Source organism: Arthrobacter sp. LT660, assembly GCF_056172845.1.
This window is the reverse complement of sequence record NZ_CM149651.1, coordinates 2597270-2620811: the sequence shown is the minus strand read 5'-3', so window position 1 is coordinate 2620811 and position 23542 is coordinate 2597270. Positions and strand designations below refer to the sequence as shown.

The following is a 23542-nucleotide window of genomic DNA, read 5'->3' as shown; positions in this document are numbered from 1 at the left end:
ATGGCCCTCACGTTGCGGTTCGCGGCGCGGTCCGATGTAGGCAAGGTCCGCGCCAAGAACGACGATTCCGGCTATGCCGGGCGCTACCTCGCGGTGGTTGCCGACGGCATGGGCGGTCACGTCGGTGGCGATGTCGCGTCCGCGTCCACCGTGCTGGACCTCGTACATCTGGACCACGCGAACCAGGTGGGCGCCGAAACGGTGTTGCCGGACGAGATCCAGACCGCTAACTCCATCCTTAACGAATTGGTCAACGCCAACCCGAAGCTTTCCGGGATGGGCACCACGGTCACGGCGCTGCTGTTGACGGAAGACCGCTTCCAGTACGCCCATATCGGCGACTCCCGGGCCTACCGCCTGAAGAACGGGGTGTTCGAACAGGTCAGCAAGGACCACACGTTCGTCCAGCGACTCGTCGACGAGGGTCGATTGCGCCCGGAGGAGGCGGAAACCCACCCGCACAAGAACGTGTTGATGCGCGTGTTGGGCGACTCCGACGCCAGCCCCGAGCTGGACATCGAGCAGTACGAGGTCGAACCGGGCGAACGTTGGCTGCTTTGCTCCGACGGACTCAACGCCGTCGTGCCCGACACCATCACAGAACAGATCATGCGCGGCACTTCCTCGCTGCAGGAGACGGTCGATGACCTGGTCGAGGTCACCCTCGCCAACGGTTCCCCGGATAACGTCACGATCGTTGTCGTCGAGGTCTCGCAGGACGACGACGCCGGTGCGCCTCCCTCGGCGGGCAACGAATCCGCACCCGACACCGGGATGCTGCAGATCGCGCGCGACGGCGACGTCGAGGCAAGCGCCGCCGTAATCCGCCACGAACTATCCCATAGGCCCCACGCACTGGTCGGCGCCGCCGAGCTGGCGACCCGCACGGGCCGGATCCCCGTGGTCACGCAGCGTTCCGCCGAGAAACGCGCTGCGGCGATCCTCACCCACAAGGCCTCCACCACGATGCCTCCGCACGGGGACGCCGCGGAGGACCACGGTCGGATGCGGCCCCCGTCCCGCGGCTGGCTGATACCGGCCTTCATGGCAATCATGGGCCTGATTCTGTTGTCTGTCTTGAGTCTGGGCTACCTCTGGACGCAGACGCAGTACTACGTCGGCAACGACAGTGGCCGCGTCGCAATCTTCAACGGCGTCTCCCAGGATCTGGGGCCGATCAAGCTCTCCCACGTGGACACGGTGACGCCGATACCGCTCGAAGCCCTGCCCTCCTACACCCAGCAACGCCTGCGGACGTCGCTGCCGGCCAAGGACCTCGGCCACGCCCAGGACATCGTCCGCGAATTGACGATCACCGCCAAGCAGTCATGTCCCGTCATCGTTCCCAGCGCGCCCGAGTCCGGCGACGCGCCGCCCACCCTGCCCAGCTACTGCGAGGAGGTGGCACCATGACGGATATCCAGACGGCCCCGGTCGCCCGCCGCAACACCGAGCTTTTCCTTCTCGTTCTGGCACTTGCCGTGGCCGTAGGCGCCAACTACCTGGTGAGCCTGAGCAATCCCGACGGGCTGGACCCTGATTTCGCGACCCAGGGCGGCATCCTCGCCGGCCTCGCCATCGCCATGCACGTAGTGCTGCGCATCTGGGCCAAGTACGCGGACCCGATCATCCTGCCCTGCGTGGTCGCGCTCAACGGGATCGGACTGGCCATGATCCACCGCCTGGACCTGGTCAACGACGACAACGCGGCTACCCGGCAGCTCCTGTGGACCGGCGTGGCCATGACCGCTGCCATGATCACGCTGTGGGCCATCCGCGACCACCGGGTCCTGCGCCGGGCCACCTATATCTTCCTGGCCGTGAGCGCCATCCTCCTGCTCATGCCGCTGATTCCGGGGCTCGGGCTGGAGATCAACGGCGCCCGTATCTGGGTGGGCCTCGGCCCGTTCTCCTTCCAGCCCGGCGAACTCGCGAAGATCACGCTGTCGATCTTCTTCGCGGGATACCTCTCCAGCAACAGGGACCTGATCCTTTTGGCCGGCCGCAAGTTCGGACCCATGCAGTTTCCGCGCGGCCGCGACCTCGGACCGATGGTCGTGGCCTGGCTGGTGAGCATCGGCGTGCTGGTGTTCCAGCGCGACCTGGGTTCTTCGATCCTGTTCTTCGGCCTGTTCATGGTGATGATCTACGTCGCCACCGCTCGCATCAGCTGGATCGTGATCGGCCTGGGCATGATCGCCGTGGCCGGCGTCCTGGCGGCCCGTTTCATGTCGCACGTCTCACTGCGCATGGACTCCTGGATCAACGCATTCGACCCCGAAATCTACGACCGCCAGTTCGGAGGCAGCCGGCAGATCGTCCAAGGGTTGTTCGGCCTCGCCAACGGAGGGCTGGCCGGCACCGGAATCGGGAACGGCCGCCCCGACTTCGTGCCCCTCGCCAACTCGGACATGATCGTCGCGGCGCTGGGCGAGGAACTCGGCCTGATCGGGCTCACCGCCGTCATCCTGCTCTACGTGCTACTGGTCAGCCGCGGAATCCGCGCCGCGTTGGGCACCCGCGACGCCTTCGGCAAGATGCTCGCCGCGGGCCTGTCCTTCACGATCGGCCTGCAGTGCTTCGTCGTGATGGGCGGCGTCACCCGGCTGATCCCGCTGACCGGGCTGACCACGCCGTTCATGTCCGCCGGAGGATCCGCGATGCTTTCCAACTGGATCATCGTCGCCCTTCTGCTCCTGGTCTCACACAACGCCCGGCGGCCAGCGGCCAGCGGGCCGATGACCGACCTCGAGCGGGCGACGTCCGCTCCCTCCGTGGGCAAAAAGGGTCCCGACACGAAAAGGGCCGGCAAACCGGTCGGCAAGCGAGGACCGGCATGAACCAGGCCATTCGCAACGTATGGATCTCCGTGATGCTGATGTTCGTGCTGGTGCTCGGCGCGCTGAGCTACATCCAGTTCTTCGCCGCGGCAGACCTCACGTCCAACTCGCTGAACAACCGCCAGCTCTTCCGCGACTTCGACCTCCCGCGCGGTGCGATCCTCGTGGACGGGGAACCGATTGCCGAATCCGTGGACGCCGACGGTCAGTTCGACTACCAGCGCGTCTACAACGATCCGAAGCTCTACTCGCACCTCACGGGGTTCTACTCGCTCGCGTTCGGTTCCCGCCACCTCGAGTTCGCCATGAACGAGGAACTGTCGGGCCAGAGCGACAGCCAGTTCTACGACCGCATGATCGCGCTGCTGTCCGGCGGGACCAACGAGGGCGCCTCCGTGGAGCTGACCATCGACTCCGAGCTGCAGAAGGCCGTCTACGACATCCTGCCCGACGGCGTCCAGGCCACGGCGATCGTGTCCGACCCGTCCAGCGGCGACATCAAGGCCATGGTCTCCAAACCGTCCTACGACACCAACGACCTCGCCATCCACAGCACCGGCCAGGCACAGGCCAACATGGACGAGATCCTGAAAACACCGGGCCTGAGCCCGAACATCAACCCCGCCATCGGCCACCTGATCGCCCCCGGCTCCACGTTCAAGGTGCTCGACGTCGTCGCCGCGCTCGAATCCGGGGAGTACGACCTCGACACGGTGATCGACAACCCATCCAAGGTCACCCTGCCGGGCACCACCGCGGAACTGAGCAACTTCGGCGAGGGCATCTGCACCCAGCAGCCACGGGCCAGGCTGGATTTCATCATGGCGCAGAGCTGCAACACGCCCTTCGTGGAGATGAGCCAGAAGGTTGGCCAGGACGCCCTGCGTGACGTCACCGAACGCTTCGGTTTCGGCCAACAGCTTCAGGTGCCGCTCCGGGTCACCCCGAGCGTCTTCCCTCCGGACCTCAACGACGCCCAACTGGCGCAATCGGCGATCGGCCAGTTCGACGTCAAGGTCACTCCGCTGCAGATGAACATGGTTGCCATGGGGATCGCGAACGACGGTGTCATCATGAAGCCCAACCTGGTGCGCAAGGTGGTCGCGCCGGATCTACGGGTCCTGAGCGAAAGCACACCCGAGGAGTTCAGCACGGCCACCACCCCGGAGGTCGCCGAGCAGGTCACGGAGCTGATGCGCGGTCCGCTCGACGGCGGGACGGCGGCCGCCGCGGACATCCCCGGGCTGGACATCGCAGCCAAGACCGGTACCGCGGAGATCGGCGACTCCGGTCTCGTGAACTCCTGGATCACCGGGTTCGCTCCCGCCGACAATCCAGAGGTGGCGGTCACGATCGTCATCGAGAAGGTCGAATACCCGACCGGAAGCACGCTCACCAGTCCCAACATGAAAAAGATCCTAGAGGCGGTGTTCAACAAGTGAGGCCAACATCAGGAATCACCCTGGGCGGACGGTTCCAACTGACGGACCGCATCGCCATCGGTGGCATGGGTGAAGTCTGGAAGGCCAAGGACCAGATCCTCGGACGCATCGTGGCCATCAAGGTCCTCAAGGAGGAGTACACGGGCGATCCCGGGTTCCTCCAGCGTTTCCGTGCGGAGGCCCGCCACACCGCTCTGCTGAACCACAACGGGATAGCCAACGTCTTCGACTACGGCGAGGAGGGCGGTTCCGCCTACCTCGTGATGGAGCTGGTCCCGGGGCCGCCCCTTTCCTCCGTCATCGAACGCGAGAAGGTGCTGTCGCCGGACCGTACGCTGTCCATCGTCGGACAGACCGCGCGCGCCCTGGCGGCCGCCCACGCCCAGGGGCTGGTGCACCGCGACGTGAAGCCCGGGAACCTGCTGATCCTCCCGGACGGCCGCGTGAAGATCACCGACTTCGGCATCGCTCGCATCGCGGACCAGGTTCCGCTCACCGCCACCGGCCAGGTCATGGGCACCGCCCAGTACCTCGCCCCGGAACAGGCCACCGGTCAGCAGGCGACCGGCTCTTCGGACATCTATTCGCTCGGCGTCATCGGGTACGAATGCCTCGCCGGGAGGCGTCCGTTCTCCGGCGAATCCCAGATCGCGATCGCCCTCGCGCAGGTGAACGATTCGCCGCCGCCACTGCCGGAGTCCATCCCCGCGCCGGTCCGCGCCCTCATCATGTCCATGCTCTCCAAGAGCCCGGAGGACCGTCCCGCAAACGCCACGAAACTGGCAGAGGCCGCGGAGGCCATCCGAGCCGGAAACATCCGGGCCGCAGAGGCCGCGGTCCCCGGGATGCTCCTGTTCAACGCGGAAACGGCCCCCACCGCAGCCGTTTCCTCCGACGACATCGCCACGCGTGCCAATCCGACGCCGGGTGGCTCGAACCGCGCCCCCAGCACCAGCGCCTTGCCGACCGTGGCCGGGGCCGGGGCAGCGGGTGCGGCCGGCGCGGCGGCCGGTGCAGCAGCCGCCTCACAGGACGGAAATTTCGATTCCGTCGTCGGGGCCAGTCGGCGCTGGAACCCGGACGCGAACGACGACGAGGCCGCGGAAGTCGCCGATGAAGAGCCCGCCAAGCGGCGTAGAAGCCCCTGGACCTGGCCCTTGATCGCGCTTGTGGCCCTGATCCTGTTCGCCGTCCTCGGCGCGTTGCTGCTGCCGTTGATCCCCGCGGGTGACGATGAACCGACGTCGTCCGCACCCTCGTCGCCGTCCAGCTCCTCGTCGTCGTCCTCGTCTTCGTCATCCTCGGCGCCGTCCTCGACCAGCGCGCCGGCGACTTCCGCCCCGGCCACCACCGCCGCGCCGGAAACCATCACGGTGAGCGAGAACGCCTACCTCGGCAGGATGTTGGAGGAAGCCCGCGCGGACCTCGTGGCGCTCGGCTTCGAGGTGACCACGGAACCGCAGGAAAGCGAGCAACCCGAGAACACCGTTCTGGCGGTCTCGCCCACCGGAGAGCGCACCCGCGGGGAGACCATCAACCTCGTCTACGCGGTCCCGCCGGAGGAGGAAGAGCAGGCGACCGTGCCGTCCGGTCTCGTCGGCCAAAGCGAACAGGAAGCCGCGGCCTCGATCCGCAACGCCGGGCTGATCCCCGTGTCCTCCGGCACGACCGCCAGCGACCAACCGGAGGGAACCGTCGTGTCCGTCGATCCCGGGGAGGGCCAGGACGTGGACCCGGGCTCGGAGGTCGCACTCACCCTGTCGGAGGGACCCTCCGAAACCCCGACACCCACGCCGACACCCACGCCGACACCCACCCCAACGCCCACCCCCACGCCGACGGCGGCCGACAGCACGGAGCCTTCAGCCGCGCCGGCGAGCTCGAGCATCCTGCCCGAGCTGTCCCCACCGGCCGACGGCTAGGAACGGCATCCAGAGGAACCCCGTGACTGAACCCCGCATTCTCAATGACCGTTACGCCGTCGGCGACCTGATTGGCCGCGGCGGCATGGCCGACGTGCACCAGGGCACCGACGTTCGTCTCGGCCGCGAGGTGGCCATCAAGCTGCTGCGTCGGGACCTCGCCCGGGACCCGGTGTTCCAGAGCCGTTTCCGCCGCGAGGCGAAGGCCGTTGCCGGATTGAACCACCCCGCCATCGTCGCCGTGTACGACACGGGCGAGGAGGAGTCACCCAACGCCCAGGAACATGATGTCCGGGCGCCGTTCATCGTCATGGAATACGTGCACGGGCGGACCCTGCGCGATCTGGTGCGCTCGGGCGAGCTCACGGTCGAATCGTCGGTTCGCCACACCCTCGGGGTCCTGACGGCGCTGGCCTACAGCCACCGCAAGGGGATCGTCCACCGGGACATCAAGCCCGCCAACGTCATGGTCACGGCCGACGGTGCGATCAAGGTCATGGACTTCGGGATAGCCCGCGCCCTCGCCGACTCGGCGGCGACCATGACGCAGACGCAGGCCGTCGTGGGAACGGCCCAGTACCTCTCCCCCGAACAGGCGCGCGGCGAGAGCGTCGACGCCCGGAGTGACCTCTACTCCGCCGGATGTCTGCTCTACGAACTCCTCACCGGCCGTCCGCCCTTTGTCGGCGACAGTCCGGTCTCCGTGGCCTACCAGCACGTCAGCGAAGAGGCGCCCCCGCCCAGCGAACTGAATTCCGACGTCGGGCCTCAGTTGGACCGCATCGTCGCGGTCGCCCTGCGCAAGGACCGCGACGACCGCTACCAGGACGCCGACGCGTTCGCCAAGGCACTTGCGGCCGCGGCTGCCGGAACGCCGGTTCCCGGGGACCGCGGCGACGCGACCACGGCCCTGGCCGTCTCCGCTGCCTCCACCCGGGCGCTCGACACCGTCGAAGACAACCCCACCCAGACGCTCGCCTCCGCCTTCGCCCCGTCGGTGGCGGCGGGCGGCGCCGCCGACGCGCCCGCGGGAGGCCCCGCAACCGGTGCGCTGGGGATCATGGAGGATCCCGGACACCCTCACCCGAACGGCGAGCTAGCGGAGCGAAGGCGCTACGAAACCAGCCGGCGTCGGGCCTGGATCACCGTGTTCTCCGTGATTACCCTGCTGGTTATCGGTGTCGGAGCGTGGCTTTTCTGGAACTGGAACCAACAGGAACTCGCACGGAACGTGTCCGTCGCCGTGCCCAGCGTCGCCTCCATGGACCAGACGCGGGCCCAAAACGCGCTGATGGCCGTGAATTTGGTGCCGGCAGCGGAGGAGGTCTTCGACGATTCCGCGCCCGAGGGCATGGCTGTCGGCACGGACCCCGCGGCGTCCCAGCAGGCCCCCGTCGGTAGCCGGGTCCGGTTGTTGATCTCCAAGGGGCCGGAACAGGCGACGTTGCCGCAGGACCTCGCGGGGCAGACGGAAGCGTCCGTGACGCGCGTCCTCGAGGAGCTGGGACTGAGGGTCGGCGACGTGACACAGGAGAACAGCGCGAGCGTGCGCGCCGACCGGCTCATCGCCACCAATCCGAAGCTCGGGGAGCAGGTCAAGGCGGGCAGCAGCGTGGATCTGGTGTTGTCCACCGGCGAGGTGTTTGTGCCCAACCTCCTGGACCTCACGCTGGAACAGGCGCGCAAGGCCCTGGCCGACGAGGCCGTGGGACTTTCCCCAAGCGTCGTCGAGGTGGAGAACACGGTGTTGGAGCCCGGTACGATCACGAAGCAGCAGCCGGAGGCCGGGACCTCTCTCGAACAGGGCGGAACGGTCGTCATCACCGTCACAAAAGAGCCCGACGCACCGGTGGAACCCGCTCCGAGCGAATCCCCCCCGCCCAGCGCCCCCGCGTCCAGCGCCCCCGCCGACTCCAGCCCGGCGGCGGGCTCCGACGAACCGGACAACGAGGGCAACGGCAACGCAGGCAATGCGGGGGGACCCGACAACGCAGGGGGACCAGGGAACTCCGGCCGCGGAAACGCCAGCGAGGCGCCCGGCCAGCAGCCGTAGCCGCGAGGCGGGGCGTTCGTGGGTCGGCTACTCCTTGATGAGCGGGCTCAGGGTGGCCGCCTTGGCCGCTGCCCCGCGGACGCCCAGGGACTCGAGCCAGTTCCCCAGCATCTGGTACCCGCCCTCCGTGAGCACGGATTCGGGGTGGAATTGCACGCCCCACAGCGGCGCGTCCCGGTGCGCGAGGCCCATCACCACGCCCCCGCCGGTCTCCGCGATAATCTCCAGCACGTCCGGGACGGTGTCCCGCACGGCGGCCAACGAGTGGTAGCGAGTGGCCGTGAACGGGTCCGCCACGTCGTGGAAGACCGGGTGGCCGCCGTGGTGGATCAGCGACGTCTTGCCGTGCATCAGTTCCTCGGCATGCGTCACGACGCCGCCATACGCCTCGGCCAGGGCCTGGTGCCCCAGGCACACGCCGAGCATCGGTTTCGATTCGACGCCGCACCACTTGATCATCTCCACGCACACTCCGGCGTCCGCGGGAGTGCCCGGTCCGGGCGACACGAGGACACCGTCGCGGCTGGCTGCCAGCTCGATCGCCTCGGCGAGCGTCACGTCGTCGTTCCGGACGACCGTGGTTTCCGCGCCGAGTTCCTGGAGGTAGCCCACCAGGGTGTAGACGAAGCTGTCGTAGTTGTCGATCACGAGGATCCGTGCGGGGGCGGTCATCGCGGGAGCACCAGGCCAATCGTCGAATCGGTCCATGGGCTGAATTGGTTGGCCCACGGGAAGACGTATTCCATCAGGACAAGTATGACGGCGACAATCAGCAACAGCGAAATGAGAACCCGTGTCCAGAGCCGGCCGGGCAGGTGCCGGAAGATCCAGGCGTACATGGCGTCCCCTACTTCCCGGCCACGGTGGCCGCGACGGCGTCGGCTATGGCTGCCGGTGGACCGGCCGACGAAGGCCGCCACGATTCCAACTCCGCGTAGGAGACGATCCGCATGGCCGTGCTGAAGGGCGGATCGCAGCTGGTCAGCGTCAGGAGCGGGGCCTCCGGCACGGCGTCCGGACGGTGCGGAACGGGAAGCAGGACCTCCGTTTGCGTAGGATGGACGATCTCGGTGCTGCGGTACGCATAGGTGTAGTAGCCCTCGGACGTCTGCACGTGGATCCGGTCTCCGACGCGCAACCGGTCGATGCCTCGGAAGACCCCGCCATGCGTCTGCCGGTGAGCGGCAACCGCGAAATTTCCCGGTTCGCCCGGCATTTGTGTGGAGGGATAGTGGCCAATCCCGAGATTATCCAGGACATCCGGCCCAACGCCGCGGGTCACCGGCCGGGCGAAATCCTCGCCGAAGCGTGGGATGTACATGATCGCAAAGGTGGAGCCGTCCAGCGCGCGCCGTGCTTTGGGCGGTTCGCCGAACTCGGCGCGGTCCGACCATGCAGCCGCTTCCGGGTCGTCCCCTTCCCGCGTCTCCGGAACCAGTCCGGGCACCGCCACGTCGCCGAACTCCCGTGCCAGGGCCGTGGTGGCCGCCTCCTGTTTCCGGTCCGCCTCCAGATTCGTCCACCACAGTTGCCAGGCGACGAATAGCAGGAGCAACAGCCCCGCCGTGATCAGGAGCTCGCCGACGACGCCGATGGCCCGCCGGGCGATGCCGGTCCGACCGCGCGTGGGCTCTGCGGGCACGGCTCTCCTTCGGTTCGGTGGCGCGCCCCGCGGTCCACTGGTCGAGGTCCGTGCAACGGATAGGATGGGGGCACCACGGTCGCCCGTCCTTCCCTCGAATCGGCGGGTCCACAGCCAGAATATCGTCCGTCGGCCGGAACCGGGGATTGTTCCGCCGACTGAGGTCAGGAGACGCAGTGCCAGAGTCAAGGATGCGCCGCAAGGACCGCCGTCCAGACCGGACCCCCGCGGCGTCCGGCGATTACAAGCCGCTGCCCGTTTGGTACAAGCCGGTGATGTTCGGCCTCATGATCCTGGGCCTGCTGTGGATCATCGTCTACTACATTTCCGAGGGCCTGTTGCCCATCGTGGTCGCCGGCGGTTGGAACATCGTGATCGGCTTCGGGTTCGCCATGGTCGGCTTCGTCATGACGACCCGCTGGCGCTAGCCCTCGTCTCTCGTTTCGACTGAGTTCCCGCCCGCCCCTCTCGTTTCGACTGAGGTAGATGCTCCTTTTCGGCCTAATTCAAGCATCTAACTTTGTCGAAACGCGGGTGCGGGGTGAACTGCGGGATCAGGCCGAGAAGCCACCGTCGGCCTTGACCAGTTGCCCGTTGATCCAGCCGCCGGGACCGGAGAGCAGGAACGCGACGACGGCGGCCACGTCCGCGGGGGTGCCGAGGCGCCCGCCCGGTTGGCGTTCGGTGAGCGCCGCGCGGACCTCCGGCGTCATCCACCCGGTGTCCACGGGGCCGGGATTGAGGACGTTCGCGGTGATCCCCTGACGGGAAAGCTCGCGGGCCGCCGCCAGCACGATCCGGTCCATCGCACCCTTGCTTGCCCCGTAGGGCATGTTCCCCACCGTGTGGTCGCTCGTGAGGGCGAGAATCCGACCGCTCCCGTGAAGCGCCGACGGGAAGCGTGCCGCGAATTCGCGCACCAGAAGCCACGAGGCCCGCGTGTTCACCGCGAAGTGGCGTTCGAAGGCCTCCACGCCGGTGTCCATGATCCCCGAATCGACGGACTCGCAGTGGGACATCACCAGCGCCGAGACGTGACCCAACTCGGCGGACGCGGAGTCGAGCAGCCGGGACGCGACGGACGCGTCCGCCAAGTCCGCCTCCAGAAGCACCACGCGCGCCCCGGTCACCTCGAGCTCGGACGCGAGCCCGTCGGCGTCGTCCGGCTGGCGTCCCCAGGGCATGCGGTCGTCGTAGGGACCCCAGTAGGCCAGGGCCAGATCCTATCCGGCCGCCGCCAGTGAGCGGGCGACGGCCGCGCCGAGTCCGGCGGCGCGGCCAACTCCGGTGACCAGGGCCACCGGCCGGTGGCCGGCTTCCGCCGCCGGCGCCTCCGTGGTGTCGTGATTCGCATCATTCATGGCACCACCCTACGGCCGGGCGTGGCATGCTGGAGGGTGGACGAGAGGACACCATGACCGACACCCGGACCCCCACCGCCCCGCCGCGGAACACCTTGTCGCCGAAGCGGCTCTACGGAGCGCTCGCATTCGCCGAGATGGTGACGTGGGCACTGCTGATCATCGGCATGGCGCTGAAGTACTCGGGCACCAGCGAGGCATTCGTTCCCGTGTTCGGCCCGATCCACGGGGTGGTCTTCATCGCCTACTGCGTCGTGACCTGCTTCGTGTGGGTCAACCAGCGCTGGAGCTTCGGGCGCGGCGCCGCCGGGCTCGCGTCCGCCGTCGTTCCGTTCTGCACCATCCCGTTCGAAAAGTCCGCGGAACGCCGCGGCCTGCTGGAGGGCGGCTGGCGCCTGGCCGAGGGCGGCGACGAGCCGCGCGGGCCGGTCGAGCGGATCCAGGCCCTGTGCCTGCGCCACCCGGTGGCCGCCGGCATCGCGGGGATCACCTTCGTGGCGCTCGCGACGGCGGTCCTGCTGGTCGTCGGACCACCCGTTCCCAAGGGCTGATAGCCCGGCGCTCCTCGCCTGCCGTGGGCGGCGCAGGCGGCGCGCGGTCTACAGGGACTCGTAGTAGTCGCGCATCCCGGGATAGTAGGACTCGAAATCGGGCATCGGCCCGTTGACACGGCTCGCGGCCAGCCGGTCGAGGTAGAACTCCCACCCGGCTCCGATCTGCCCCAGTCCCGCGCGGGACGCCAGATGTTGGATGAGCCGGACCAGCGTTCCCGGTCCGGTCCGCTCCAACCGGAACTCCAGGTCCCAGACGCCATGCTCGTCGTGCATGGAAACCTCCAGCCGGTGCGGCGGCTCGCAGGCGACCACGTCCAGGCGCGATGTCGGTGCGCCGTCCTCCGCCGTCATCGTCACCACCACGCGGCCGCCGGGCCGCCCCTCGCCCTCCCACGGGCCGAACCACAGGGCCGTGCGCGTGCTCTCGGTCAGGCTGCCCCAGACGTCGGCCACGGGCGCCTGCAGGTAGCGTTCCACCACCAGGTCGATTCCCGAGTCCGTGGGGACGACGCGACCAGTCGGATCAACCGGCATGTGCGCACCTCCGTCCCGCGGGTTCGGCCGGTGCGGTCGCCCGGATGCTTTAGTTTCCCCCCGCCTATCCCGCGGGGGCAAGGGCCAGCCGCAGAATCCTGGAGGACGCGCCCTCGTTCGTGGCCACCCACAGCTGGCCGCCGGTGGACTTCCCCGCTTCGCCCGCCGCGGCCCCCGCGGCGCTCCGCGGCACGGTCACCACCTCCCGTAGCCGCCCGTACTCGCCGCGCAGGAATTCCCGTGCGCCGGGCAGGGCTCCGCCGGCCCCGGTCTCCGAGCCGCTTTGGGGCAGCGGCAGTTGCCACAAACGTTCCCCGCGCAGGCAGGCCGCGTAGGCGTATCCGCCGGCGATCGCCAAGGCGCTTGGCGAGGCCTCCGCGGTGGCGCTCCAGACATGGACGGCGGGCACGAACCGGCCGTCGTCGGCCGCGCCCGTAACCTCCGGCCACCCGTAGTTCCCGCCGTCGCGTATGAAATTGAGCTCGTCGTCGCGGTCGGGCCCGAACTCCGTGGACCACATTCGTCCCTCCGGATCCCACCCGATGCCCTGGACGTTCCGGTGGCCCAGCGACACGAACGGCGCCGGCGTCCGCAGGGGCAGGTCCCGACCCGCGGCCACGTCCAGGCGCAGAATCTTGCCGGACGGGGATTGCGGATCCTGGGAGGCCTCGCGGCGGCCCGCGTCGCCTGTTCCCACATACAGGAGACCGTCGGGGCCGAACCTGATGCGGCCGCCGTTGTGGTTCCCGGCGGAGGGCATGCCGGTCAGCACGGGTTGTTCCCTGCCGAGCCCGGTTGCGCCGACCTTGAACCGGGACACCCGGTTGCCGTCGTCGGCCGTGAAGTAGGCATAGAGCAGGGCGTCGTTCCCAAATCCGGGGGACGGCTCCAGTCCGAGTAGGCCCCCTTCTCCCCCATGCACGACGCCGGGGACCACCCCGAGGACGTCGGTGCCGCCGTCGGGCTTGACCCGGTGGACGGCGCCGGTGTCGCGCTCGGAGACCAGGGCGGTCCCGTCCGGGAGGAAGACGATGGACCACGGCGTGTCCAGGTTTTCGGCCACGGTGCCGACGACGCGCGGTTCGGGCGGCGGATCGCCGGCCGCCGTCGTTCCGTTGGGCGACGCCGGAGCGACGCCGGTCGAGACCGCACCACCACCACGACTGCGGCCGGCGTCGGAGCACGCCGCGAGCAACCCGCCGCACAGTGTGGCGGCGCCGGCCGCGAGCACCGTCCTCCGGCTTGCGCGTGCATCCCGCTGGTCCATGGCCCCAGCCTAGGACCGGGTGCCCGCGGGGTCGACGGCTACGGCCGAAGCAGGCGGGAAAAAACGACGTTGGTGCGAATCTTGCGAAAACCGACACGCTCGTACAGGCCCACCGCTCCCGTGGGACTGTCCGAATCCACGCCGAGGTCCACGATCCGATAGCCGTCCTCCTTCGCCGCCCGGACGACGTCGGTCAGCATGCGCCCAGCGTGTCCCCGTCCCCGGGCACGACGGCGGGTGCCCACCAGACTGACGTAGAGCTCCCCGGGGGCCCATTCGCCGCTCAGCAGGTAGGAGTCCACGGCGTCGTCCTGGCTCGCGGTTGGTTCGGGGTTGAGAACCAGCCTGCTGTACCCGGGACGGAAGCTGCGCGAGTTGAGTTGGTCGAGCCACTTTTCGGCCGACCGTTCCGTGGATCCCCAGTGGTCGGCGAACGCCTCGTTGTGCGCCACCCGGGTGGCCTCGGCGTACTCGGGTGCGAACGCCACGGCCGGGGAGTCCGAGGCTTCCGCCATCGTGGGGGCGGCCGGGGCTTCCCACCGGGCGAGGTAGACGCGCATGTCCTGAAAGTAGCGGACTGGTTCGTAGCCCCTGGCGGCGACCATCCGCGCGGCCGAAGACCCCGGTTTACCCGACCACACGTCGACCGTGGTTGGAATGCCGGGATGACGCTGCCCGGAAAGTTCCCTGCCGCGTTCCTCCATCCTGTCCATGATCTCGCGGCCGATGCCACGCCCACGGTGGTCCCCGACGACACCACCGCCGATGTGGGCCTTGGCGCGGCCGTCCCTGAGCGTATCGCTGACCCGCAACTGCCCGAAACCAACCATGGTGTCGCCGTCCCAGACGGCGAGGCTGTCCACGGAGGCATCGAACCCCGGTTCCGCGATCTCCTCGGCAAGGTCCTCGGGCCCATAGACCTCATCGGTGTCGTCCTGCCGGGCCAGAAGGTTCGACAACACACTCCATGCCGGGGTGTCTTCCACCTGGATGCTTCGCCAGACCAGTGCCATGGGCAACTCCCGTCTCGATGCGGCCGGTCGTTTCTACCGGTCCCGTGATTGGTATTTCCCAATGCGGTATCTGGAATCTATCCCTCGGGCCGGCGAATGTCACGCCCCGAGGCGCCGTTCCCGTGAACCAAGAAGTACACATGCTGTGAACATGGTTATCCACACATGGGGACAGAACTGTTGGTAAGTATGTTCTATTCGCCGTCAGCGGCGGGATGCGCTACCCGCGAAGGGCATGAACTACATCGATGTAAGTTGTGAACACTGTGGATAGAGGCTGTGGATAGGCGTTCGGGGGCGCCATTTTCCGCGCCAAACCAAGGAACGGCTGCGTGGGAACTGTGTTTCCGGCTTTGGCAACGTCGGGGGGTACATGGTCATTCACTGCGCACAGGATGTGCACAGAACTTATCCACAGGTGTGGATGACTATGTGAATCATCAAGGGAATTCCCTTGGTTTCAAGTTCGTGGACGCTCCCTGCGGGCATCGGGCGCCTCGGGGGGCGGTGAACTACACGGCTGTCACTTATTAACACTGTGGATAAGTCCTGTGGAAACCAGACAGGCACGTCCCCGGCGGAAGGCGGGAACGTGCCTGGTGAAGACCTTGCGTCTGGTCGTCGGGCGGAGACCGTGTTGGGGCCTATGCGACGCCGAAGAGCCGAACGGGAACCAATTGCCAGCCATACCAGGTCAGGCCCAGCAGGATGGCCGAAACCAGCCCCACACCCGTCCACTGCACCAGGGAGCGCCGCGGGCCGCGCGGCGCGTACGCGAACACCGCTGCGAGCGCGGCCCCGGTGAGGAGTCCGCCCAGGTGCGCCTGCCAGGAGATGTTCACCCCCGGGAGGAAGCCGAGGACCAGGTTGATGCCTATGAGGATCAGAATAGGCCGGTAGTTGCCGCCCCTGGCCTTCATCACCACGAGCAACGCGCCAAAGAGGCCGAACACCGCGCCGGACGCTCCGACCACCCCGACCCGGGGCGATTCCAACAGCAACACGGCAACCGAACCACCGAAACCCGCAATGAGGTACAGCATCAGAAACCGGAGCCTGCCCAACAGCGGCTCCAACGCCTGGCCAATCACATACAGCGCATACATGTTGAAGGCGATGTGCATGAGGAAACCCGTGGAGTGGAGGAACGTCGCCGTGAGCATCCGCCACGGCTCGCTGCCCGTGTAGAGGCCTGCGTAGAGCAGCAGGCCCTCGAGCGGGGGCACCGCGAACTGGCCCACGAAGACCGCCAAGCACGCGGCGATGATCGCGTAGGTCACCACGGGCTTCCCCCCTCGCTCTTTTCCCCCGAAGGCGGTACGGGTGGCACGGACCTGGGAACCGGTCGCCTTCACGCAGTCGACGCACTGAACACCGACCGCCGCGGTGCGCTGGCACTCGGGGCAGGCCGGTCGTCCGCAGCGCTGACAGCGGACGTATGAGGTGCGGTCCGGATGCCGAGGGCAAACGGGGACCTGCATCTCGGGTTGCTCCGCGGGAACGCCGAAGGCCATGGGGGTCTCTCCTGATAGGTGGGTTGGCGGACGCTTAAACGCGAACGGGTCCCGTCACGGATTCGAAAGAACCGAGACGGAACCCGCCGTGCCGCGAATGCCGCGAAAGTACGGAGTGCCGGGTGCCTAGACGGCTTCGACGTCGATGGTGTTGATGACGACGTCCTCGAGCGGCTTGTCGCGGCCGTCCGTCGGAATCGCGTTGAGCTTGTCGACGACCTGGCGGGAGGCCTCGTCGGTGACGTCGCCGAAGATGGTGTGCTTGCCCTGCAGCCAAGTGGTCGGAGCCGCCGTGATGAAGAACTGGGAACCGTTGGTTCCGCGTCCCATCTGGATTCCGGCGTTGGCCATCGCGAACTTGTACGGCTCGGTGAAGTCGAGGTCCGGGTTGATCTCATCGTCGAAGCGGTAGCCCGGTCCGCCGACGCCCTGGCCCAGCGGGTCCCCGCCCTGGATCATGAAGTCGCTGATGATGCGGTGGAAGATGGTTCCGCTGTAGAGCGGGGTGTCCGTCAGTTCCTGGCCGGATTCCGGGTGGACCCAAGCCTGCTCGCCGGTGGCGAGGCCAATGAAGTTCTTGACGGTCTTGGGCGCGTGGTTGCCGAACAGGTTGACCACGATGTCACCGTGGTTGGTGTGGATGGTGGCCTTGTGTGTGGGAATGGCAGTCATGCGCCTATTCTTCCATGGCCCCGGGGGGCCCCGGCCCCCCATGTACGCGGACAGTGAACACGGCGCTCGACCGCCCGTGCCTCGCCCGCGTGGATGGCCCGCCCGAAGTGCAACGCGTAGGCTAGGCGCGGATGCTCCAACAATTCGGGAGGAACGTGTGAAGAAGACAGAACGCATTGCCCGTGACCTTGGTGATTCGGTCACCACCGGTGTGGAAGGTGCCCGCGATTGGGCCACGCCCCGGGTGGAGGCGGCCGTGGGCTGGGCGGTGCCACGCCTCGAGAAGGGAATCGAGACGGCTTCCCCCAGGATCCAAGAGGGGCTGCATCGCGCGGCCAGCGAGCTTGCCGGGGGTGTCGCGAAGGTGACGCCGCGGATCCAGGACGGCTTGGACCGTGTCGCGCCACGCATCTCCCAGGTGGTCGACGAGGCTTCCCCGCGTATCCAGCAAACGCTGGACAAGGCGACGCCGGCGATCCACCGAGCGCGCGACCTCGTGGTGAACCAGTACATCCCCACGGCCAGCGCCAAGCTGGGCGAGGCCGCCGACTACACCGCGCGCCGTTTGGACGGGGCCACCTTCCCGCAGCCGGTGCACGAGGCGGTCGCCTCGTTCTCCGGAGACAAGAAAGCGCTGAAGAACGCACAGAAGTCCGCCGTCGTCGCCGTGCGCCAGGCCGGTAAGCAGCTCCGTAGGGAACAGGCTCACCAAGGCCGCAAGCGCGGGTTCCTGATCTTCGGGATCATCGCCGCGGTGGTCACGGCCGGCGTCGCCGCTTGGAAGGCGTCCAAGCCCGTCGAGGATCCATGGAAGTCACCGGCGCCTGTGGAACCCACCCCTGTGCCCGTCGCGGTGCCCGCGACGGAGACCGAGGCCTCGACCGAAGAGGTCCGCGAGCATCTCGCCACCGCCGAGACGCCGTCGGTCGACTCGCCCGAGCCCCTGTTCGCGGAAACCGCCCAGGGATCCGCGGCCGGGGTCGACGCCGATTTGGCCACAGAGGACGCGACGGATGGCGACTCCGACGCTTCCCCGAAGCCGGGCCCGCGCGGCGCCGCACACCGCGCGCCCGCGACAGGCACTTCCACGACGGAGGGCTAACGCCCCACGGCGCGGAATGGGGGGAGGTTCGCTACGGCGGACCTCCCCTTCCGCATGTCCGGTCGCTGATAGATTGGACATGTGGATAACGTCAAACCCAGGGTCTCGATCGTCGTTCCGGCGTACAACGAGGAAAGCGTGATCCGCCAGTGCCTGGTCGCCGCGATCTACCAGACCGAGCCGGCACATGAGATCATCGTCGTCGACAACATGTCCCGGGACACCACCGCGGAGATCGTGCGGCAAATGCAGGCCGAGTATCCCGAGGCTCCCATCCGGCTGATGAGCCAGGATCGCGAGCAGGGGCTCATTCCCACGCGCAACTACGGGCTCGGCGCGGCCACCGGAGACGTCCTGGGACGCATCGACGCCGATTCGGTGCTGGAACCCGATTGGGTGGAGCAGGTCTCCCGCACCTTCTCCGACCCGGAGGTCATGGCGGCCACGGGGCCCGTCGTGTACTACGACATGCCCATGCGGCGCTGGGGTCTCAAGGCGGACGACAAGATGCGCCAACTGGTGCTGAAGGTCGCCTACAAGCAGTACCACTTCCTCTTCGGGTCCAACATGGCGCTGCGCCGCACGGCGTGGAAGACCATTGCCTCCGAGGTGTGCCGCGACGAGGCGGACGAAATGCACGAGGACATCGACATCTCGGTCCATCTCGCGGACCACGATCTCCTCATCCGGTATGTCCCTGGCATGGTGTCCGGCATGTCCGCGCGCCGCCTGGAGGATTCGCCGAAGGACTACCGCTACTACGTCACCCGGTTCGACCGCACGTACAAGGCGCACCAGATCAACCGGACGGTCCTGAAGATCCCGATGCTGATCTTCATGTCCATCTACTACCCGGCGAAAATGCTGCGGTACATCCACACGGTGCGCAGCTCGCAGCCGGTGCGTCGCGGCGGGATCTGAGCCGCCCTAGTCGGCGCCGAGCTCGGCGGTCCTGCGCAGCGCGGCCTCCCGCCCCTGCCCGCGCACGACGGCGATCAGCCCCAGCACGATCAGTCCGAGTCCGACGTAGGTTCCCGCCGGCAACTGCTCGGCGAGGAACACGGCCGCCAGGAGGGCCGCGCCGGGGATCTCCAGCAGGATGATCGTGGAGACGGTGAGGGCGCCGAGCGTGGACAGCAGGTGGTTGAAGATGCTGTGTCCCAGGAGCTGGGCGCAGACGGCCAGCGCCACGATGCCGACCCACCCCTCGGGCGGGAAACCCCACAGGGGTTCCCCGAAGACGAGGCACAGCCCCAGCAGCACGAGCGCCGTCATCGAGTAGCAGAGCGTGGTGTACGAGCCCGTGTCCATGGTCTCGCGCGCCTTGCTGCCCGCCAGGGTGTAGGCGCCCGCCAGCGCGCCCCCGGCGATGGCCAGCACGTCTCCGCGCAACGCCTCCGGCGAGCTCCCGACGTCGAACCCCGTGATCACGACGACGCCGGCGAGGGCGAGCAGCATTCCAACGGCGGCCTGGGTCGGCAGCTTGATGCCACGCAGTCGCTGGAACAGGACGATCCAAGCCGATTGGAGGCAGACCAGCGCGGTGGCCGCCGCGACCGAGGTCAGGCGGATCGACGTGGTGAAGCAGACGAAGTGCAGGGCCAGGGACACCGCGGCGACGGCGCTCCATCCCCATTCGCGCCGTCCGGCGGAACGCAGGCTCTTGGGGTTGCCGGCCAGCACCGGCACGGCCGTGGCCGCGGCCCCGATCGCGTTGCGCCAGAACGCCATGGCCATGGGAGGAACGCTGGGCGTCGCCGCGATGATGGGGCCGGACGCCGAGACGCCCAGGACGCCGATGGCGGCCAGGAGGATGATCACCGCACCACTCTAGGCCCAGGCGCGAACATCCAATGGCGATCCGTGGGCGGAGTGTGCACAAACGACGAAAGGTCCCGGACCAGTGGCCCGGGACCTTCGTTTTCACGGTGGAGGCAAGGGGACTCGAACCCCTAACCCCCTGCTTGCAAAGCAGGTGCGCTACCAATTGCGCCATGCCCCCGTGGGGTCGGAACTAGTCGATCGTGTCCGTCGACTCGCTCCAGACGGATTTCTCCGCCTCGGTTTCCTTCCACTTCCGATACGTGGCGATTCCCGCGATGGCGGCCGCCAAGACCAGCAGTTTCCGCATCGGGACCTCGTTCATTCCGGAGGGAGGGATTCCGTGGGCGTACCAGGACTTGAACCTGGGACCTCTTCGTTATCAGCGAAGCGCTCTAACCGCCTGAGCTATACGCCCTCAGTGTCCCTTGAGGACGAGATATGACTTTACCCGAACATTTGGCCCATAAACAAATCGGTTCCCGGGCCGCGGTGCGAACCACGTCCCGGGAACCGATCGAACGGCCTGCGGCGCGTCGTTTAGTCGTCGGTCAGCGTGATTCCGATGCCACCGACCAAGGTGGAGGAGATGTTGTACAGCACCGCCGCCAACATGGACAGGGCGGTCAGCAACACCACGTTCACGACGGCGATGATCGTCGCGAAGGAGGCCACCTGCCCCAGCGAGGCCAGTTCCTTCAGGTCGAAGCTGCTCTCGCTGCCCGCGACCTCGAGCAAGAGCTCGTTGACCCGGTCGAAGATGCCGGTCAGGTCGAGCACCGACCACAGGACAACCGACGCCACCACGGTGACGATGCCCAGCGCGACGGACAGGAGGAACGCCATCTTCAGGACGGACCAGGGATCCACCTTGCTTACCAGCAGGCGGGCCTTGCGGACCTTCGCTTTGGGTGCGGGACGCACCAACTGCTGCGGACGCTGGCCCGGACGCTGCTGCCCGGAACCGGCGGGACGCTGCCCCGGACGCTGCTGCGCGGCCCCGGCGGGGCGCTGGGCGGTGCCCCCGGCGCGCTGCTGCGCAGACGGAGTCTGGCGCGGCGCGGCCGGACGGGTACCGGCCTGCCCCGCGGGGCGGGGGGTCCCCGGTCGGGGGTTGTTGGGGGTGCTCACGCGTTACCTCCATCGGTGTCTGGCTCCGGGGCGGCCTCAGCCGATTCCGGCTGTGCGCCGGCATCGGTCAGGGCGTCGCCGGACGGGGTTCCGTCTTCGGCGGCCTGGATTTGGTCTGGATCCAACGGTACTGCATCGTCTTCCGCGTCGGCTCCCAGCCCACGCTCGGCGTTCTTCGCCACGGCAATGATCCGGTCCTTCTTGTCCGGCTTCGCGAAGATCACACCCATCGTGTCGCGGCCCTTGGCGGGGACCTGTTCCACCCGGGAACGAACCACCTTGCCACCGCCCATCACCACGAGGACCTCGTCCTCCTCCTGGACGATCAACGCGCCCACCAGGTCGCCGCGGTCCTCGGCGAGCTTGGCCACCTTGATGCCGATGCCGCCGCGGGACTGAACGCGGTATTCCCCCACCGAAGTCCGCTTCGCGTAGCCGCCCTCGGTCACCACGAAGACATACGAATCATCACGGACGACGTCGGCGGCCAACAATTCGTCGGTGTCGCGGAACTTCATCCCGGTCACGCCCGAGGTGTTGCGCCCCATCGGCCGCAGCGCCTCGTCCGTGGCGGTGAAGCGCACCGACTGCCCCTTCCGCGATACCAGCATGAGATCGTCGGTCTCGGACACCAACCGCGCCGAGACCAACTCGTCCCCGTCGCGCAGGTTGATGGCGATCACGCCGGCGGACCGGTTGGTGTCGTAGTCGACCAGCCGAGTCTTCTTGACGAGGCCGTTCCTGGTGGCCAGCACCAGATACGGGGCCTGCGCGTAGTCGCGGAGGTCCAGCACCTGCGCGATCCGCTCGTCGGGCTGGAACGCCATGAGATTGGCCACGTGCTGGCCCTTGGCGTCGCGCCCGGCCTCGGCGAGCTCGTAGCACTTGGCCCGGTAGACGCGACCGTGGTTCGTGAAGAAGAGCAGCCAGTTGTGGGTGGTGGTCACGAAGAAGTGCTGGACAACGTCGTCCCCGCGCAGTTGAGCGCCCCGGATGCCCTTGCCGCCACGGTTCTGCTGGCGGTAGTTATCGCTGCGCGTGCGCTTGACGTAGCCCCCGCGCGTGATGGTGACTACCATCTCCTCCTCGGGGATCAGGTCCTCGATGGACATGTCCCCGTCGTAGCCCATCAGGACCGCGGTGCGACGATCGTCGCCGTGCTTGTCGACGATCTCCTTGAGCTCCTCGGAGATGATGGTGCGCTGGCGTTCTGGATCCCCGAGGATCACCTTGTACTCCGCGATCTCGATTTCCAGCTTGGCGTGCTGGTCCTGGATCTTCTGGCGTTCCAGCGCGGCGAGTCGGCGCAGCTGCATATCCAGGATGGCCTGGGCCTGCAGGTCGTCGATGTCCAACAGGGACTTGAGGCCCTGGCGCGCGTCGTCGACCGTGGGGGAACGGCGGATCAGCGCGATGACCTCGTCCAGCGCGTCAAGCGCCTTGAGCAGGCCACGCAGGATGTGGGCCGCCTCTTCGGCCTTGCGCAGGCGGAACTGCGTGCGGCGCACGATGACGTCGATCTGGTGCGTCACCCAGTGCCGGATGAACGCGTCGAGCGAAAGCGTCCGCGGGACGCCGTCAACGATGGCCAGCATGTTGGCGGAGAAGTTGTCCTGCAGCTGCGTGTGCTTGTAGAGGTTGTTGAGGACCACCTTGGCGACGGCGTCGCGCTTGAGCACGATCACCAGGCGCTGGCCGGTGCGTCCGGAGGTTTCGTCGCGCAGGTCGGCGATGCCCTGCACCTTGCCGTCCTTGACCAGGTCGGCGATCTTGATGGAGAGGTTGTCCGGGTTGGCCTGGTACGGCAGTTCCGTGACCACCAGGCACGTGCGGCCCTGGAGCTCCTCGACACTGACGACGGCGCGCATGGTGATCGAGCCGCGGCCCGTGCGGTAGGCGTCCTCGATCCCCTTGTGGCCGAGGATGGTCGCGCCGGTGGGGAAGTCGGGTCCCTTGATGCGCTTCAGGAGCTCCTCGAGGAGCTCATCCTTGGTCGCGTCGTGGTTCTCCAGATACCACTGCACGCCGTCGGCGACCTCGCGCAGGTTGTGCGGCGGGATGTTGGTGGCCATGCCGACGGCGATTCCGGAGGACCCGTTGACGAGCAGGTTGGGGAACCTGGCCGGCAGGATGGTCGGCTCCTGGTTCTTTCCGTCGTAGTTGTCCTGGAAGTCGACGGTTTCCTCGTCGATGTCGCGGACCATTTCCATGGCCAGCGGGGCCATCTTGGTCTCGGTGTAACGCGGGGCGGCTGCGCCGTCGTTGCCCGGCGATCCGAAGTTGCCCTGGCCCAGCGCCAGGGGGTAGCGCATGGTCCAATCCTGGATGAGGCGGACGAGGGCGTCGTAGATCGCGGAGTCGCCGTGCGGGTGGTACTGGCCCATGACTTCGCCGACCACGCGGGCGCACTTGTTGTACGAGCGCTCGGGACGGTAGCCGCCGTCGAACATCGCGTAGAGCACGCGGCGGTGGACGGGCTTCAGCCCGTCGCGCACGTCCGGGAGGGCGCGGCCGACGATGACGGCCATCGCGTAGTCGAGGTAGGACCGCTGCATCTCGGTCTGCAGGTCGATCTGGTCGATGCGGTCCACGAATGTCTGTGTCTCCGGCATGATCCGGCCCTCGATCTCGGGTCCGTCGGGGTTTTCGGGCGTCTCGTCGCTCATCGGATTCT

At 67.7% G+C, this 23542-nt stretch carries 21 protein-coding genes, 2 tRNA genes and 1 pseudogene; 9 read left to right on the top strand and 15 right to left on the bottom strand.

The annotated features are described in order from the left end of the window. Genes AC0QSG_RS12200 through pknB form a run of 5 tightly spaced genes read left to right on the top strand, consistent with a single transcriptional unit; the run spans window position 1 to window position 8257 of the window. A complete protein-coding gene (locus AC0QSG_RS12200; RefSeq protein WP_475375576.1) occupies window positions 1-1413 on the top strand; it encodes a PP2C family protein-serine/threonine phosphatase in 1413 nt (470 codons plus the stop codon). Next, window positions 1410-2840 (top strand): FtsW/RodA/SpoVE family cell cycle protein, encoded by a 1431-nt coding sequence (locus AC0QSG_RS12195; RefSeq protein ID WP_475375575.1) that lies wholly within the window; start codon window positions 1410-1412, stop codon window positions 2838-2840. Before AC0QSG_RS12200 ends, AC0QSG_RS12195 begins: the two co-directional genes overlap by 4 nt. Continuing rightward, window positions 2837-4282, top strand: a complete 1446-nt coding sequence (locus AC0QSG_RS12190; RefSeq protein ID WP_435727960.1) for a peptidoglycan D,D-transpeptidase FtsI family protein — start codon at window positions 2837-2839, stop codon at window positions 4280-4282. Before AC0QSG_RS12195 ends, AC0QSG_RS12190 begins: the two co-directional genes overlap by 4 nt. Then, the gene (locus AC0QSG_RS12185) at window positions 4279-6204 is read left to right on the top strand and encodes a protein kinase domain-containing protein (RefSeq protein ID WP_475375574.1); all 1926 of its coding nucleotides are present in this window, start codon (window positions 4279-4281) and stop codon (window positions 6202-6204) included. Before AC0QSG_RS12190 ends, AC0QSG_RS12185 begins: the two co-directional genes overlap by 4 nt. A 22-nt stretch (window positions 6205-6226) precedes the next feature. Beyond that, window positions 6227-8257 (top strand): Stk1 family PASTA domain-containing Ser/Thr kinase, encoded by a 2031-nt coding sequence (gene pknB, locus AC0QSG_RS12180; RefSeq protein WP_475375573.1) that lies wholly within the window; start codon window positions 6227-6229, stop codon window positions 8255-8257. A 27-nt stretch (window positions 8258-8284) separates the two neighbouring features. On the opposite strand, the gene AC0QSG_RS12175 is transcribed toward pknB, so the two are convergent. From AC0QSG_RS12175 to AC0QSG_RS12165, 3 genes are read right to left on the bottom strand one after another with little or no spacing between them, the layout of a single operon-like run. Next, window positions 8285-8929, bottom strand: coding sequence for an anthranilate synthase component II (locus AC0QSG_RS12175; RefSeq protein WP_475375572.1), 645 nt, complete (start codon window positions 8927-8929; stop codon window positions 8285-8287). After that, window positions 8926-9096 carry a hypothetical protein gene (locus AC0QSG_RS12170; RefSeq protein ID WP_435727968.1) on the bottom strand — a complete coding sequence of 57 codons (171 nt, stop codon included), beginning with the start codon at window positions 9094-9096 and terminating at the stop codon, window positions 8926-8928. The genes AC0QSG_RS12175 and AC0QSG_RS12170 overlap by 4 nt, the downstream gene beginning before the upstream one ends. An 8-nt stretch (window positions 9097-9104) precedes the next feature. Further along, a complete protein-coding gene (locus tag AC0QSG_RS12165; RefSeq protein WP_475375571.1) occupies window positions 9105-9899 on the bottom strand; it encodes a class E sortase in 795 nt (264 codons plus the stop codon). A gap of 176 nt (window positions 9900-10075) precedes the next feature. Between AC0QSG_RS12165 and AC0QSG_RS12160 the strand changes: the two genes are divergently transcribed. Continuing rightward, window positions 10076-10327, top strand: a complete 252-nt coding sequence (locus AC0QSG_RS12160; protein ID WP_435727971.1) for a cell division protein CrgA — start codon at window positions 10076-10078, stop codon at window positions 10325-10327. Window positions 10328-10453: 126 nt separating this feature from the next. Here AC0QSG_RS12160 and AC0QSG_RS12155 read toward each other — a convergent pair. Then, window positions 10454-11260, bottom strand: a pseudogene (locus AC0QSG_RS12155) (SDR family oxidoreductase). 53 nt (window positions 11261-11313) lie between these two features. Between AC0QSG_RS12155 and AC0QSG_RS12150 the strand changes: the two are divergent. Beyond that, on the top strand, window positions 11314-11811 hold the full coding sequence (locus AC0QSG_RS12150; RefSeq protein ID WP_475375570.1) for a DUF3817 domain-containing protein: 498 nt from the start codon (window positions 11314-11316) through the stop codon (window positions 11809-11811). A 48-nt stretch (window positions 11812-11859) separates the two neighbouring features. On the opposite strand, the gene AC0QSG_RS12145 is transcribed toward AC0QSG_RS12150, so the two are convergent. From AC0QSG_RS12145 to AC0QSG_RS12125, 5 genes are all read right to left on the bottom strand, one after another. Beyond that, on the bottom strand, window positions 11860-12348 hold the full coding sequence (locus AC0QSG_RS12145) for an SRPBCC family protein (protein WP_475375569.1): 489 nt from the start codon (window positions 12346-12348) through the stop codon (window positions 11860-11862). Between the two features lie 64 nt (window positions 12349-12412). After that, the gene (locus tag AC0QSG_RS12140) at window positions 12413-13615 is read right to left on the bottom strand and encodes a PQQ-dependent sugar dehydrogenase (protein WP_475375568.1); all 1203 of its coding nucleotides are present in this window, start codon (window positions 13613-13615) and stop codon (window positions 12413-12415) included. 38 nt (window positions 13616-13653) lie between these two features. Next, entirely contained in the window at window positions 13654-14628 is a 975-nt protein-coding gene (locus tag AC0QSG_RS12135; RefSeq protein ID WP_475375567.1) for a GNAT family N-acetyltransferase, read from the bottom strand. 644 nt (window positions 14629-15272) lie between these two features. Further along, window positions 15273-15911 (bottom strand): rhomboid family intramembrane serine protease, encoded by a 639-nt coding sequence (locus AC0QSG_RS12130; protein WP_435727982.1) that lies wholly within the window; start codon window positions 15909-15911, stop codon window positions 15273-15275. A 357-nt stretch (window positions 15912-16268) separates the two neighbouring features. Further along, entirely contained in the window at window positions 16269-16814 is a 546-nt protein-coding gene (locus AC0QSG_RS12125; RefSeq protein WP_435727984.1) for a peptidylprolyl isomerase, read from the bottom strand. 157 nt (window positions 16815-16971) lie between these two features. Here AC0QSG_RS12125 and AC0QSG_RS12120 point away from each other — a divergent pair, with 157 nt between their 5' ends. Then, window positions 16972-17916 carry a hypothetical protein gene (locus tag AC0QSG_RS12120; RefSeq protein ID WP_435727985.1) on the top strand — a complete coding sequence of 315 codons (945 nt, stop codon included), beginning with the start codon at window positions 16972-16974 and terminating at the stop codon, window positions 17914-17916. Between the two features lie 81 nt (window positions 17917-17997). Next, the gene (locus AC0QSG_RS12115) at window positions 17998-18837 is read left to right on the top strand and encodes a glycosyltransferase family 2 protein (protein ID WP_435727987.1); all 840 of its coding nucleotides are present in this window, start codon (window positions 17998-18000) and stop codon (window positions 18835-18837) included. A 6-nt stretch (window positions 18838-18843) separates the two neighbouring features. On the opposite strand, the gene AC0QSG_RS12110 is transcribed toward AC0QSG_RS12115, so the two are convergent. The 6 genes from AC0QSG_RS12110 to gyrA all read right to left on the bottom strand — a co-directional run bounded on the left by AC0QSG_RS12110 (window position 18844) and on the right by gyrA (window position 23534). Then, window positions 18844-19737 (bottom strand): DMT family transporter, encoded by an 894-nt coding sequence (locus AC0QSG_RS12110; protein ID WP_475375566.1) that lies wholly within the window; start codon window positions 19735-19737, stop codon window positions 18844-18846. A 108-nt stretch (window positions 19738-19845) separates the two neighbouring features. Then, a tRNA-Ala gene (locus AC0QSG_RS12105) sits at window positions 19846-19918 on the bottom strand. Window positions 19919-19930: 12 nt separating this feature from the next. Then, window positions 19931-20047 carry a DLW-39 family protein gene (locus AC0QSG_RS12100; protein ID WP_475375565.1) on the bottom strand — a complete coding sequence of 39 codons (117 nt, stop codon included), beginning with the start codon at window positions 20045-20047 and terminating at the stop codon, window positions 19931-19933. Between the two features lie 34 nt (window positions 20048-20081). Then, window positions 20082-20155, bottom strand: a tRNA-Ile gene (locus AC0QSG_RS12095). Between the two features lie 122 nt (window positions 20156-20277). Further along, complete coding sequence (locus AC0QSG_RS12090; protein ID WP_435727991.1) at window positions 20278-20868, bottom strand: DUF3566 domain-containing protein; 591 nt, start codon at window positions 20866-20868, stop codon at window positions 20278-20280. Beyond that, window positions 20865-23534, bottom strand: a complete 2670-nt coding sequence (gyrA, locus tag AC0QSG_RS12085; RefSeq protein ID WP_435727993.1) for a DNA gyrase subunit A — start codon at window positions 23532-23534, stop codon at window positions 20865-20867. The genes AC0QSG_RS12090 and gyrA overlap by 4 nt, the downstream gene beginning before the upstream one ends. Window positions 23535-23542 lie beyond the last annotated feature (8 nt).